Source organism: Janthinobacterium leeuwenhoeki, from assembly GCF_051380795.1.
Taxonomy (GTDB): Bacteria; Pseudomonadota; Gammaproteobacteria; order Burkholderiales; family Burkholderiaceae_D; genus Janthinobacterium.
Genome location: NZ_JBNYXT010000008.1, coordinates 183,353 through 197,492, shown reverse-complemented (window position 1 = coordinate 197,492; position 14,140 = coordinate 183,353). Strand labels below are relative to the sequence as shown.

Here is a 14,140-nt window from a genome sequence, read left to right as displayed (position 1 = left end):
CGCAGCTGTTTACGTTGTTTGCGTTCGCCAATCTGGTGCTGGCCGGCAGGCGCTTTACCGTCACCGAAACCCGAAAACCGTCTTGATCGACGAAAGGCGAAGAACGCAGCACCAATTTGTTCCAAAAGAGCTTGTATCGGCTCTCAAAAATGCAACTATTTGCTGATGATCTTGCTCGGCCGCCAATTCACGCGGCGCGCTGGCGAAAAAGCGCATTGATCAGCGCTTCCCTAGTGCGGCAATCGGCCAAGAGCGGTGGTTCAACCTAAGGCGGCATTTTGATTGCTTTTCACCTACGATGAGAGGAAGTTCATGGAAGACCATAGTAGCAAACCGAAACGGTGCTTAGGTGCCAATCTTGACGTCGCAGAGGAATTTATCGCACAGGCTGTGAAAGGGTACTCACCGGAGAAAGTGAAGGAGTTGGCCGACCACAATTCCGAGACTTCAAATGCGCTGTACCAAAGTTATCTAGCCATATATCCGAATAAGGTCGTGAATACCCGAGACGTGATGCTCCACGAAAGCAGGTTTAAGTATGTCGCTGCGGAGCATGCTGGGGGACAGCGTTTCTTCGATGCCGAGTAATTGACCGGGCCGCGCGACCAGGGCGTTTGCCTATCACTGCCCGATCAACAGCAGTCTGTTCGATCAATCATAATGGCCCACCACAAAGTACGACGGGCTGCATCAGACGCGGACCATCGTCTGAAAGATTCAGTACCAATTGCTCACGTCAACCGGCGGCTGCGGTAGCGTCAGCTTTGGGGCGAAAGCCGCCGTTGAACGTGAGTAAAACTCAAAAGAAGATACAGGCAATCGCAAATACCAGCAATGACACGTTTTTGTCTTGAATGAAAATTTGTGAGCTTTGCTGACGACCAAGCTGCTGTTCTGAATATCCTCTGCCGAGTTCGGCAGAAGCAACCGTTCCAATTGGAGAAGCCTTGATCTACTACTGCGACCAGTGTGAAAAGCACACCAATTTCCATCCATTGCAGGTACACCTCCTTCCTGATGAAGCCCCGCCTGAGGAGCACACGTTCGCAAAGTGTGATGCCTGCAATAAGCCTGCGATATTTCTCCGTGAAGACGTAGGCGATGGCTTCGAGAGTGATTTTTACTATCGGTTGTATCCACCACATGACCGTCATATAGGCTTTCTGCTTCCACCAGTCGTGCGTACCTCGTACGAAGAGGCTGTTAAATGCGAGGGAGCGAAGTCGTAGATTGCTTGTGTAACGATGGTCGGTCGAACGCTTGAGGCGGTAACAAATACTAAGTGCCGGGGTCAGGTCCGCCATTCGTACACGGACTGATGCATTGGGCGCCGTAAAAGCTTGCTCAGTCGAAACCTAATTAGAACCACGAACGCGCGCCTGCGGCGCGCGAAGCTGCCGCGCAGCGGCAGCAGCCAGTAGATTCGGAGAGGGCCGGGCCGGTAGGCCCGACCCTTCGAATCCCCCGCGCACGCCCCGCAGGGGGCGTGCTTCTCTCCGCCTACAGACGAAAAAAAAGCTACCCGGGGGTAGCTTTTTCTTTTTCGTCTTTGGCGGAGAGAGGGGGATTCGAACCCCCGATAGAGTATTACCCTATACACGCTTTCCAGGCGTGCGCCTTCAGCCGCTCAGCCATCTCTCCTGAAGGCAATGCGCGCGTCTTGCTTGCTCACATTGTGTACTGCATATCGCTTGTCGCGAAGCCGCAGATTATAGCAAAGATTCTACAGACTGCCAAAGTTATTTACCCTGCAGTAAAAGTAGCGCCATACAGTAACCCGGCAAGGGCCGGGGTCGGACCCTGAGGGTCCGACCCCGGATGTTTGTTTGGGTTTCGGCTACCCAAGCAACATCAGGACGTTTCCTTCAGCTGATCCAGAATCGCCGGGTTTTCCAGGGTTGAGACGTCTTGCGTGATCGTCTCGCCCTTGGCCAGCACGCGCAGCAGGCGGCGCATGATTTTGCCGGAGCGGGTTTTTGGCAGGTTGTCGCCGAAACGGATTTCCTTCGGTTTCGCAATCGGGCCGATTTCCTTGCCGACCCAGTTGCGCAGCTCCAGCGCCAGTCGTTTCGCTTCCTCGCCGGTCGGACGCGCTTGCTTGAGCACCACGAAGGCGCAGATCGATTCGCCTGTCGTGTCGTCCGGGCGGCCCACCACGGCCGCTTCGGCCACCAGCGGGTTGGCCACCAGGGCCGATTCGATTTCCATCGTGCCCATGCGGTGGCCCGACACGTTCAAGACGTCATCGATGCGGCCCGTGATGGTGAAGTAGCCCGTTTCCTTGTTGCGGATGGCGCCGTCGCCTGCCAGGTACATCTTGCCGCCCAGCTCTTCCGGGAAGTAGCTGGACTTGAAACGCTCGGGGTTGTTCCAGATCGTGCGGATCATCGATGGCCATGGGCGCTTCACCACCAAAATACCTCCCTGGCCGTTCGGCACGTCCTGGCCCGCTTCGTCGACGATGGCGGCCATGATGCCGGGCAATGGCAGGGTGCAGGAACCGGGGACCATCGGCGTGGCGCCTGGCAACGGGGTGATCATGTGACCGCCCGTTTCCGTTTGCCAGAAAGTATCGACAATCGGGCATTTCTCGCCGCCGATATGCTTGTAGTACCACATCCACGCTTCCGGATTGATCGGTTCGCCAACCGTGCCCAGCAGGCGCAGGCTGGTCAGGTCGTAGTTGCTCGGATGGACTTTCGGGTCCACGTCGGCCGCCTTGATCAGCGAACGGATGGCCGTCGGCGCCGTGTAGAAGATGCTGACGTTGTGCTTCTTGATGGTTTCCCAGAAACGGCCCGCGTTCGGGTAGGTCGGGATGCCTTCGAACACCACTTGCGTGGCGCCCACGGCCATCGGGCCATACGCGATGTAGCTGTGGCCCGTCACCCAGCCGATGTCGGCCGTGCACCAGAACACGTCGTCCGGCTTGATGTCGAAACTCCACTTCATCGTCAGTGCGGCCCACAGCAGGTAGCCGCCGCTCGAGTGCTGCACGCCCTTCGGCGTGCCCGTCGAACCGGAGGTGTACAAGATGAACAGTGGATGCTCGGCATCGACCCATTCCGGCTCGCATTGCGCGCTCTGGCCTTCGACCAGGTCGTGCAGCCAGGTGTCGCGGCCGGCCACCATCGGCAAGTCGCTGCCCGTGCGTTTGTAGACGATGACGTTTTTCACGCAATCGCAGCCGCCCAGCGCCAGCGCTTCGTCGACGATGGATTTCAATGGCAACTTCTTGCCGCCGCGCAATTGCTCGTCACCCGTGATGACGGCCACGGCGCCTGCGTCGATGATGCGTTCCTGCAAGGATTTCGCCGAGAAGCCGCCGAACACCACGGAATGCGTGGCGCCGATGCGCGCGCAGGCTTGCATTGCGGCAACGCCTTCGACGGACATCGACATATAGATGATCACGCGGTCGCCCTTGGCGATGCCCTTGGCTTTCAGGCCGTTGGCGAACTTGCAGACTTTTTCGTGCAGCTCTGTATATGTTGCCTTGGTGACCGTGCCGTCGTCCGCTTCGAAGATGATGGCCGTCTTGTCGCCCAGGCCATTTTCGATATTGCGGTCCAGGCAGTTATACGACACGTTCAGCTGGCCGTCTTCGAACCATTTGTAGAACGGGGCGTTGTCTTCGTTCAGGGTGCGGGTGAACGGCTTTTTCCAGCTCAGGTTTTCGCGCGCCAGCTTGGCCCAGAAGCCTTCGTAGTCGCGTTCGGCGTCGGCCACCATGGCGCGGTAGGCATCCATGCCGGAAATCGTTGCCTGCGCGGCAAACGCTGCCGACGGTTGAAATACGCGCGACTCTTCCGGTCCCTGCTGCTGCGTGCCCTGCCCTTGGTTTTCTGTAGCGCTCATGCTTGTCTCCAGTGTAGTAATTGTTTGCTAACACGATAGCCCCCGTGTCTTACGGACGCCTTACATGTCGCGTTTATGCAGCGTTTTACCCCTATCAAGGCTAACCATAAGCGCCTTCGGCAATAGGAGTCAAGGGGACGCCGTACAGTATTTTCGCTGGGAAAATGCGTGGTGCGCCGAAGGTTCAATACCACTTCGTGTTTCATCAAACTTAATAATCAGGAGCAAGGCCATGCGCAGTCATCAGCAGCAAGTGTAAAATGTCGGGCATACCAAAAATTGGTATTTACCCCCAGGAAACTCCAGATGATCGACCATTCACAAAAACCCAAACATAGCAAACTGCACCCGCTGTCCTCCTTCATCTTCATGTCGCGCTGGCTGCAGTTGCCGCTATACCTGGGACTGATCCTCGCACAATGTGTGTATGTCTTCCATTTCTGGGTGGAATTATCCGACCTGATCGGCGCCGTGTTCGGCAATGATGCCGCCCTGCAGCACGTGCTGACGGCCGTGGCCGTGCCGGGCGGCGCCCTGCCGACCAAACTCAATGAAGCGACCATCATGCTGGTGGTATTAGGCCTGATCGACGTCGTCATGATTTCGAACCTGCTGATCATGGTCATTATTGGCGGCTACGAAACCTTCGTTTCGCGCATGCACCTCGATGACCACCCAGACCAGCCGGAATGGCTGTCGCATGTGAATGCGTCCGTGCTGAAGACAAAATTGGCGATGGCCATCATCGGCATTTCGTCCATCCACCTGCTGAAGACCTTCATCAACGCCAATTCCTACAAGATCGAAGTGATCATCGCGCAAACGGTGATCCATATGGTCTTCATCCTGTCGGCCATGGCGATTGCGTACACGGACCGCATCATGACGGTGACGCAGAACCAGGCCCGAGCACCCCACTAAGGAGCATCCATAAAAAAGTCCATGGCGTTGTTGCCTTGCCTAGTCGTACATTCGTACTGCCTTCGGCAAGGCGCCTAGCCCTGAACATTTTTCTGGCGCTCCTATACTGATTGACAAACAGCAAACAGCATCAAAGCCTTACCCTTCTTATCCACCGCGAGAACACCATGACTGTCATAAAGCAAGAAGACCTGATCGAATCCGTCGCCGCAGCGTTGCAGTACATTAGCTACTACCACCCTGCTGATTACATCGAGCACCTGGCACGCGCCTACGCGGCCGAGCAAAGCCCGGCGGCAAAAGATGCGATCGCGCAAATCCTGACCAACTCGCGCATGTGCGCGGAAGGCAAGCGTCCTATCTGCCAGGACACGGGTATCGTCAACGTCTTCCTGAAAATCGGCATGGGCGTGCGCTTCGAAGGTTTCAGCGGCACGGTCACCGACGCCGTCAACGAAGGCGTGCGCCGCGCGTACAACTTCGATGACAACAAGCTGCGCGCTTCCATCGTGGCCGACCCGCATTTTGACCGCAAGAACACCAAGGACAACACGCCAGCCGTGGTGCACATGGAACTGGTCGAAGGCAATACCGTCGACGTCAAAGTCGCTGCCAAGGGCGGCGGTTCGGAAAACAAATCCAAGATGATCATGATGAATCCATCCGATTCGCTGGTGGACTGGGTCATGAAGACGGTGCCAACCATGGGCGCCGGCTGGTGCCCGCCGGGCATGCTGGGCATCGGCATCGGCGGCACGGCCGAAAAAGCCATGCTGATGGCAAAAGAAGTGTTGATGGAAGACATCGACATGTTTGAGCTGAAACAACGCGGCCCACAGAATAAACTGGAAGAACTGCGTATCGAGCTGTGCGACAAGATCAACTCGCTGGGCATCGGCGCGCAAGGCCTGGGCGGCCTGACGACCGTGCTCGACGTGAAAATCATGATGCACCCGACGCACGCCGCGTCGAAGCCGGTCGCCATGATCCCGAACTGCGCCGCCACGCGCCACGGCCACTTCGTGCTGGATGGCTCGGGCCCTGCCTACATGACGCCGCCATCGCTGTCGTCGTGGCCGGAAGTGCACTGGACGCCGGACACGGAAAAATCCAAGCGCGTCGACCTCAATACCCTGACGAAAGAAGAAGTCGCTTCGTGGACGCCGGGCCAGACCTTGCTGTTGAACGGCAAGATGCTGACGGGCCGCGACGCCGCGCACAAACGCATCCAGGACATGCTGGCCCGTGGCGAAGAATTGCCAGTCGACTTCAAGAACCGCGTCATTTACTACGTCGGTCCGGTCGACCCGGTGCGCGACGAAGCCGTCGGCCCGGCCGGCCCGACCACCGCCACGCGCATGGACAAGTTCACCGACATGATGCTGGAAAAAACGGGCTTGATCGCCATGATCGGCAAGGCCGAGCGTGGCCCGGTCGCCATCGAATCGATCCAGAAGCACCAGTCGGCTTACCTGATGGCCGTGGGCGGCGCCGCCTACCTGGTGTCGAAAGCCATCAAGCACGCCAAGGTGCTGGGCTTTGCCGACATGGGCATGGAAGCGATCTACGAATTCGACGTCGTCGACATGCCGGTGACGGTGGCCGTGGATGCGAAAGGCACCTCGGTGCACAACACGGGTCCGAAAGAGTGGCAGGCGAAGATCGAGCAACTCAATAGCGTCAGCAAGATCCCCGTGACGGTCGCTTAAACAAGCTCTACCATAGACGCCGCGCGGCAACATCAGCGCGGCGTTTTTTTATCTATTCCGGTTTCCCCATGACTTCTATTGCAAGCAATGCCCACCCAGACGCGCCCATCGGCATTTTTGATTCCGGCGTGGGCGGCCTGTCGGTGCTGCGCCATATCCGCGCGCAGCTGCCGCAGGAAGATTTGATGTACTTTGCCGATTCCGCCCATGCGCCGTATGGCGACAAGACGGAGCAACAAGTGGTCGACCGTTCGCTGGCGATCACCGCCTTTTTATTGCAGCAAGGCGCGAAAGCGCTGGTGGTGGCGTGCAACACGGCCACCATCGCCGCCATCAAGGCGCTGCGCGCGCGCTACCCGGACCTGCCCATCGTCGGCGTCGAACCGGGCCTGAAACCGGCGGCGGCCATCAGCCGCAACGGCAAGATCGCCGTGCTGGCCACGGAACGCGCCTTGCGCGGCGACAAGCTGCTGGCCCTGCGCGAACAGGTGAGCGCCGCCACGGGCGCCACGTTCATCTTGCAGCCCTGCATCGGCCTGGCCGACCGCATCGAGCAGTGCGAGCTGGGCCACGACCCGCTGGACGCCACCAGCGCCATGCTGGAACGCTACATCGCGCCCATGCTGGAACAAGGCGTCGACACCCTGGTGCTCGGCTGCACCCACTACCCCTTCGTGCAGGACGCCATCGTCCGCACGGTGCGCGCGCATACGCAGGAACCAATCACCCTGGTCGACACGGGCGACGCCGTGGCGCGCCAGCTGGCCCGCTTGCTCGACGCGGCAAGCCTGCGCCGCATCAACAACGACGCACCGCAGCTGCAGGGCTACACGACGGCCAAGGTCGAGTCCCTGGCACAAGCCTTCGCCGGCTTGCTGGACTTGCAGCCGCCCGTCGAACACCTGTCCGTGTGAGCAGCGTGAGCAAAAGCGACCGTTTTCATGCAATCTTTCGATTCTTTAAAAAAGACTGCATTTAGATTTGCCACTTCGCCGAGTTCTTTGTATAATTCGGCACCTGTTCAGCAAAACAGCTAAACAGGCAAGTAAGACAGTGGTGGCTGTAGCTCAGTTGGTAGAGTCCAGGATTGTGATTCCTGTTGTCGTGGGTTCGAGCCCCATCAGCCACCCCACATAATTTGTATTTCGAAAAAAGCGCTTGTTTTCTAAGGAAAACAAGCGCTTTTTTTCATTATGGCGCGATTTACTTGCTATACGATCCGCATCCCCATCAGGAGTGACAGACATGAAAGCAGTCGCAGAAAACCCTTATGAACGCGGCAAAAAACGCATCGAGTACGTACGCCGCCGTATTCCGGCCGCCTTGCGGCAGCCCCCCCCCCCCAAAAAAAAAAGACCCACATCACCCGCAGCCTTGGAACGTCGGACCTCTATGAAGCCAAAGCCAGAGCCCATGCCGAACTGACCCAAATTGACAGGGTGTCCGCCCAGGCCCGGGTGCGCTTAGACCTGAACCGCGCCTCTCTGACAGCAAAGCGCATCAGCACAATGGGTGACGAGCAGCGTCAGGTTGCCACCGAGTTCTGGGTCCGCTAGGCGCTTTTGTCCGACAACCAGTATAGGCAAGATAGCCTGAACGACGACGAGTTCGACGAGTTCGGGGAAAAGTTGACCTCCCAGCACAAGGAGTTCGGTCGCATGCCTGCCCAGCCCCCCCCCCCACATTTTCCCTGCTTTGCAAGGATTTCTGCACCTCTGCGGACTGGACTTTGACACAAATGAAACTGAGGCTAAGCGTGCTCCCTATACTTTCCTCCGGACAATTATCGAAACACTGGCACGGATATGAAAACCATAGCCACGTCCACAGCTACTCACTTATCGCCATACTCAATTCACCACCAGAGCAGCCAATTCTGCGGCCTTTCTTTCCGGTAAAATAAAATTGTATTGTGTAACGCTACACAATACAATTTTATGCTTTCATTGACCTGACCGGCCGACATCAACCAGAGGCAAAACATGAGCAGTAACGGACCCATTCACCCAGGAGCGCGCATCAAAGCGGAAGTTTTTCCAGCGAAGATGTCTGTCACGAAAGCCGCCGAACTGATCGGAGTCGGTCGCCCGGCTCTTTCCAACCTGCTCAACGGGAATGCGGCCCTTTCGGCCGATATGGCAACGCGCATCGAGAAGGCTTTCGGCGTCCCGCGAAAGGATTTACTCGATATGCAGGCCCAGTACGACGCTTTCAAGGCCAAGCAGAAAAGTGCCCCGGTGAACGCGAAGATGTACGTTCCACCGTTCCTCTCATTCAAGGCCAACGATATTGAGAACTGGGCTAACCATAACATTTTGGCACGCAGCCGATTCGCAGTCTTCCTGAGGACTCTGATCCAGTCGACTGGAATTGGCCTCACGGAAGTGGACTTCCCCGGAAACGATGATGCCGAGCGCGCTGGCTGGGATGGCAAGGTACAAGCCAGCGAGGGAACTCCCTGGATTCCTGTTAATCGCTCTGGATGGGAGTTCGGAACCAATGAAGACCCAAAAACCAAGGCCGAGAAAGACTACAAAAAAAGTCTGAAAGCAGCTTCAGCAGAAGATCGATCCGAGCGGGTATTCGTCTTCGTGACCCCACGCAGGTGGCCCGGCAAAGACAACTGGGTTAATGAGAAGACAGCCGAATGCGCCTGGAAGGACGTCCGAGCCTATGACTCCAGTGACCTTGAGCAGTGGTTAGAACAGTCACTTCCTGGCCAGGCATGGTTCGCGAACGAAACGAAGATACCATCCCATGAGGTGCGCTCCCTTGACAAGTGCTGGGCGGACTGGGCGAACGTGGCGACACCTCCATTGCCAGGTTCGCTTTTCAATTCAGCCATCGAAGAAGCAAAGCGTGAGCTCGTCTCCCGCCTCACTAAACCTTCCTTAGGGCCGATTGTGATTGCGGCAGATTCTACAGGGGAAGCGCTGGCTTTCGTCGCCCAGTGTTTAGGCCCGAATGGTGGCGCTGAATTGGATTCCTTCCGGTACCGGGTCCTCGTATTCGACAAAGTGGGTGTCTTGCCGCGACTGGCCGAAGGAACAAAGTCCTTCATCCCGGTCATCCATTCACGGGACGTCGAGGTGGAATTCGCCCCTTACGCCGACCAGATGCTGGCCATCGTCGTGTACCCAAGAAATTCGGTCAATGCTGAGCCCGACATCGTTCTCGAGCCGGTCGGTTTCGAAACGTTCGAATCTGCCCTGAAGAGTGTCGGTAAAAACCGCGACGAGATTAAGAATCTAGCAAACGAATCCGGGCGTTCTTTGACCGTACTGCGTCGTCGACTTGCGGCCGTCGAGGCGGTGCGGATGCCGCTCTGGGCTACGCAGCAGCACGCATCTGAGAACCTCATCGCGTTTATGCTGGTAGGTGCGTGGCACATGCTCAACGAGACCGACAAGATCGGGCTATCACTGGTGGCCGGCGACCGCAACTTCGAAGACCTGGAAAAGGACTGCCAGCGCTTAGTCCAGCTGAACGACGCGCCTGTCTGGTCCATCGGCACATATCGCGGCGTGGTCTCGAAGATCGACCTACTCTACACCATTGCCCGTAACGTAACGCGAGAGGAACTAAAGCGCTACTTCAACGTCGCCAGAATGGTGCTAGGTGAGGACGACCCATCCCTTGATCTCGCTGAGGACCAGCGCTGGGCCGCCTCTATCCACGGCAAGACCAGAGAGTTCTCTCCGGCCTTCCGTCAGGGGATTTCAGAAACGCTCGTGCTCCTAGCCGTCCACGGGGTGAGCCTTTTCAAGAGACGTCTCGGCATAGATACGGAGGTCGAGGCGACCATGGTAGTGCATGAACTACTGACCCCACTAACCACGCGCATCCTCGAGTCTAATGACCGAGACCTTCCGCTCTACGCCGAAGCGGCACCGACCGAGTTCCTCTCAATCATTGAACGCGACCTTAAGGCGGCGAGCCCCGCTGTCTTTGGCCTGCTGCGCCCTGCAGGCTCGGGTATGTTCGGCAGCCCTAGCCGCACAGGTCTACTCTGGGCGCTGGAAGGACTGGCATGGAACGTGGAGACACTCCCTCGCACCGCACTGATTCTTGCGAGGCTGGCTCAGATTGAGATCAATGACAATTGGGTCAATAAGCCTGAGAACTCTCTGGAAGCCATATTCCGAGCCTGGATGCCCCAAACTGCGGCCAGCAACGAAGAACGGCTAGCGTTGATGAGAACGCTTTTCGCAAAGTTCCCCAGTGTCGCCTGGAAGATTTGCGTCGCGCAGTTCGGCAATAATCATCAAATCGGGCATCACAGCCACAAGCCGACGTGGAGACCGGATGGCTACGGTCATGGTGAGCCGTTCCCGACTTGGGAGCCAATTTTGGAGTTCAAGGCTGAGATGATCAAACTGGCGCTCACGCAGGCCAGTTACACGATCTCGATGCTTTGCGATCTTATCGACCGGCCCCACGACCTTTCGGAAGTCGACCAATCCCGCGTTTGGGAAATTGTCGAGACCTGGGCAAAGGCCGCCGATGATCGCGACAAGGTATTCTTACGCGAAAAAATCCGCACCTCCACGCTGTCTCGCCGTGCGGCATTGCGCACCAAGAAGAACGGCAAGCCTTCCCACAATGCGACCATCGCGAAGGGTGTATATGCCGCGCTTGAGCCGATCAACCTGACTGACAAGCACGCGTGGCTTTTCAAAAATTCGTGGATCGAGGAGTCCGCTGATGAGCTCGAAGACATCGAGAATACGAACTTCGCAGAACGCGACAGGCGCATCCGTGACCAACGAGCCGATGCTCTGAAGGAAATCAACGAGAAGCAAGGTATCAGCGGCTTGCTCGACCTGGCAAGACACAGCGGAGCGCCTGGAATTATCGGTGCCCTTTCTGCAGAGCGAGTGCTCCATGATGAGGAACTGCTTGCGCTCGTAGCTCTCGCTTTCCAGGAAATGAACGAAGCCACCCCAGCTGCCCGCGCATCGGAGTGGCTGATCCAAGGCATTCTTGGGGCAATACCTAACTACACGGACCGAGGCACTTTCCTCCGCTCAGTCATTGCCGCAGTAGGTCCAGAGAACGCGACCCGTCTTTTGCTGCTTGCACCATTTGGTGAGGCCACTTGGGCGCTGGTCTGCTCACATGGCCAGGCGGCTGAGACTCAGTATTGGAAGGAAATCATTCCTGGCTGGCTGCATGAATCCCCCTCGGAATTGGCGAAGGCAGTCAATATGCTAATGAACGCCAAGCGACCACGGGCAGCGTTTGCGCTCGCAAAGCACTCCCCCGAGAAGCTGCCGATCCGCACGCTAGTCCAGCTGCTCACGGCCATGTCACAGGGTGGGGACGACAAGCCGGACGAATACCTGCTTGAGCACTACCACGTAGAAAAGGCATTCGAGTGTATCGATAAGTCTTCTGACCTGTCGCTTGAACAGAAAGCTGGGCTTGAATTCGCGTACATCGACGTACTGGACCGGGCATGGGATCGGCGCGCAAAGTCTGCGATCCCCAACCTGGAGCACTACGTTGAAGACCACCCGGAAGTGCTGATCCAGGCCATCGTCTGGGCCTACAAACGCAAGGATCGCGCCGAAGACCCTCCCGAATTCAAAGTAGATGCCGACAAGGCCAAAGCGACGGCAGAGCGTGGCTACAAGCTCATTCAGGCGTTGAAGCGAATCCCAGGAAGCGACGAGCACGGTGACGTACACTTTGACCGGCTAGCGAAATGGGTTGGCATAGTCCGAAAATCCTGCGCTGAGCTCTCCAGAGGCGGTATCGCCGACCTTATGCTTGGAGAGCTCCTTGCTTCGGCACCGGCCGGAAAGGACGGCACCTGGCCTTGCGAGGCAGTAAGACGGGTCATGGAAGACATCCAATCCGAAGATATGATGCGCGGAGCGCACACCGGTGTCTACAACTCTCGCGGTGTACACACTCGGGGCCCCGGTGGAGACCAGGAGCGCCAACTGGCCGACAAGTACAGGACGTTAGCCAAGCAAATCCGCGCATCGTCTCCATACGTGGCCTCTGAGCTTCTACTGAAGCTGGCCGACACCTACGAGAGGGAGGCCACACGAGAAGACACCGAGGAGCAAATCAATCGACGCCTCCGATAGACTGGTCGTTAACTCTGAAGCACTGGCCTGATTACCTGAGGGCGCGGAGCCTCGACACGAACGGCAGAAGCTAACCTTCGAGTCACACGATCAAAACGGACGAAGGCCGCCACGGGCGGCTGGGGCGATAATCAGCGCACCGCGTTTGCACCCGCCGCCAGCAGAGCCTTCGCATCCGCGTTTCGTTCAGCTCGCGTCAGGCACTGTTACCTGATATAGCTTCGCAGGAGACCCACCGCGCCAGAGTCGACTTGCCGACTTCAAGTTGATCCGCGACTGCACGCAGGCTCATTCCCTTCGCGACCATCATCCACTCAAAGTAGCTCAGTGTCGACGGGAGCCTGTGAGCGCGATGCGCGTGCACTTCCTGTACGTCAAACCACCCTATCGTTGCCGAGCTCCCTGGCCGAGCACCGACGATAAGTCGCACTTTCCCAATCAGATACTGACGGCGACGCTGCCGTCCCCCCCTCATATCTGCATGGCATCTCAAAAATCAATACCAACTAGGTAAAGGCAAGACAGCTAGGGGCTGATAGGCTCAGCAGGCTGTGGCACAATCTGTTACCCAGACACGTGTAGCAGCGTAAAAAGCGCCCACGAGATGCAAGTTTTTTGTGGCAAATGGTCCCCCATCAGCCACCCCACAGAATAATCAGCAAAATCAAAGGGTTACATGCTTTGACTTGTAACCCTTTATTCATTTCCGCCGCTCATAAATAAAAACGGTGTCATCGGCCGTTTCACTCCGGCTTCCGTGGTAACAATCCCAACAAGAACTGGCGGGCGCTGGCGGCATCAGGCGAGCGTGACGACGGATGCTGGATGCGGTAGCAATCCCTGTGCTCCAGCGGGAACTGCCACAATTGCGCATTCGGTATGCCATCCCGGACATAATCGCTGCCCAGCGCCTTGCCCTGCTCATCGCGGGCCAATGGAAAGAAGTCGCGCCTATGCCCGGCGGTGGCACTGCCGTTGGCAAAGATGATGATCTCGGGCTGGAAGAAATCGATTTGCACCTCCAGCAATAGCTTGGAATAGCGTTTGATCAGATCGAAGTGATCGCACCGGACGGGGCTGCCACGCTTCCATGCCATGCACAACAGGTTGGCGTAGATCAAGCCGTCGCTGCTGCAGCGCTGCGCCACGGCGCGCGTAAAATTATGAAAGGCAAGGCCCCTGATATCCGACTGTGACAATTGCTGCGCAAAATAAGCTTGGTGCACGGCCATGGATCGCCCGACATAGTGTTCGAGCGAACTAAAACGCTCGCCTGCCTGCAGCACATTCCATTGCCGCGTTTCGCAGCCCACGATCATGATGCGCTGCCGGGCGCCAAGCCAGTTGGGCGGCACGCTGGGAAGGAAGAGGCCAGAAAGCTTTTCCGCATCGGCATGCGGCGCATGGCGATCCAGCAAGGCCGTATCAAAATCGGCCAGTACGCCCAGATAGCGGCTGGCCAGGTCGGTGCTTGCAGCTTGCTGCGAGGAATGCATGGTCATTGCGTGCCTGTGTCCGGATGCCCGGGGATGGGCCGCAAACCATAGCACACAT

Annotated in this window: 9 protein-coding genes and 2 tRNA genes; 7 read left to right on the top strand and 4 right to left on the bottom strand. The window is 57.5% G+C overall.

Going from position 1 to position 14,140, the window contains the following annotated elements:
- The first annotated feature begins 312 nt into the window (after nucleotides 1–312).
- A complete protein-coding gene (locus ACQ4WS_RS10085; protein WP_436475847.1) occupies nucleotides 313–588 on the top strand; it encodes a hypothetical protein in 276 nt (91 codons plus the stop codon).
- Between the two features lie 170 nt (nucleotides 589–758).
- Here ACQ4WS_RS10085 and ACQ4WS_RS10080 read toward each other — a convergent pair whose 3' ends face one another.
- The 3 genes from ACQ4WS_RS10080 to acs all read right to left on the bottom strand — a co-directional run bounded on the left by ACQ4WS_RS10080 (nucleotide 759) and on the right by acs (nucleotide 3,858).
- Nucleotides 759–1,304, bottom strand: coding sequence for a hypothetical protein (locus ACQ4WS_RS10080; RefSeq protein WP_436475845.1), 546 nt, complete (start codon nucleotides 1,302–1,304; stop codon nucleotides 759–761).
- 246 nt (nucleotides 1,305–1,550) lie between these two features.
- Nucleotides 1,551–1,641, bottom strand: a tRNA-Ser gene (locus tag ACQ4WS_RS10075).
- Between the two features lie 210 nt (nucleotides 1,642–1,851).
- A complete protein-coding gene (gene acs, locus ACQ4WS_RS10070) occupies nucleotides 1,852–3,858 on the bottom strand; it encodes an acetate--CoA ligase (RefSeq protein WP_436475843.1) in 2,007 nt (668 codons plus the stop codon).
- 306 nt (nucleotides 3,859–4,164) lie between these two features.
- On the opposite strand from acs, the gene ACQ4WS_RS10065 reads away from it, so the two are divergent.
- The 6 genes from ACQ4WS_RS10065 (at nucleotide 4,165) to ACQ4WS_RS10040 (ending at nucleotide 12,586) form a co-directional block, all read left to right on the top strand.
- Entirely contained in the window at nucleotides 4,165–4,779 is a 615-nt protein-coding gene (locus ACQ4WS_RS10065; protein WP_436475841.1) for a YqhA family protein, read from the top strand.
- Nucleotides 4,780–4,946: 167 nt separating this feature from the next.
- Nucleotides 4,947–6,488: a fumarate hydratase gene (locus ACQ4WS_RS10060; protein WP_070218188.1), complete on the top strand. Its 1,542-nt coding sequence runs from the start codon at nucleotides 4,947–4,949 to the stop codon at nucleotides 6,486–6,488.
- 68 nt (nucleotides 6,489–6,556) lie between these two features.
- Complete coding sequence (gene murI / locus ACQ4WS_RS10055) at nucleotides 6,557–7,402, top strand: glutamate racemase (protein ID WP_436475839.1); 846 nt, start codon at nucleotides 6,557–6,559, stop codon at nucleotides 7,400–7,402.
- A 142-nt stretch (nucleotides 7,403–7,544) separates the two neighbouring features.
- Nucleotides 7,545–7,620 (top strand) — tRNA-His (locus tag ACQ4WS_RS10050).
- 229 nt (nucleotides 7,621–7,849) lie between these two features.
- Nucleotides 7,850–8,044 carry a hypothetical protein gene (locus tag ACQ4WS_RS10045; RefSeq protein ID WP_436475854.1) on the top strand — a complete coding sequence of 65 codons (195 nt, stop codon included), beginning with the start codon at nucleotides 7,850–7,852 and terminating at the stop codon, nucleotides 8,042–8,044.
- A gap of 426 nt (nucleotides 8,045–8,470) precedes the next feature.
- On the top strand, nucleotides 8,471–12,586 hold the full coding sequence (locus ACQ4WS_RS10040) for a HigA family addiction module antitoxin (protein WP_436475837.1): 4,116 nt from the start codon (nucleotides 8,471–8,473) through the stop codon (nucleotides 12,584–12,586).
- Nucleotides 12,587–13,329: 743 nt separating this feature from the next.
- On the opposite strand, the gene ACQ4WS_RS10035 is transcribed toward ACQ4WS_RS10040, so the two are convergent.
- Nucleotides 13,330–14,136 (bottom strand): hypothetical protein, encoded by an 807-nt coding sequence (locus tag ACQ4WS_RS10035; RefSeq protein WP_436475836.1) that lies wholly within the window; start codon nucleotides 14,134–14,136, stop codon nucleotides 13,330–13,332.
- Nucleotides 14,137–14,140: the final 4 nt, after the last annotated feature.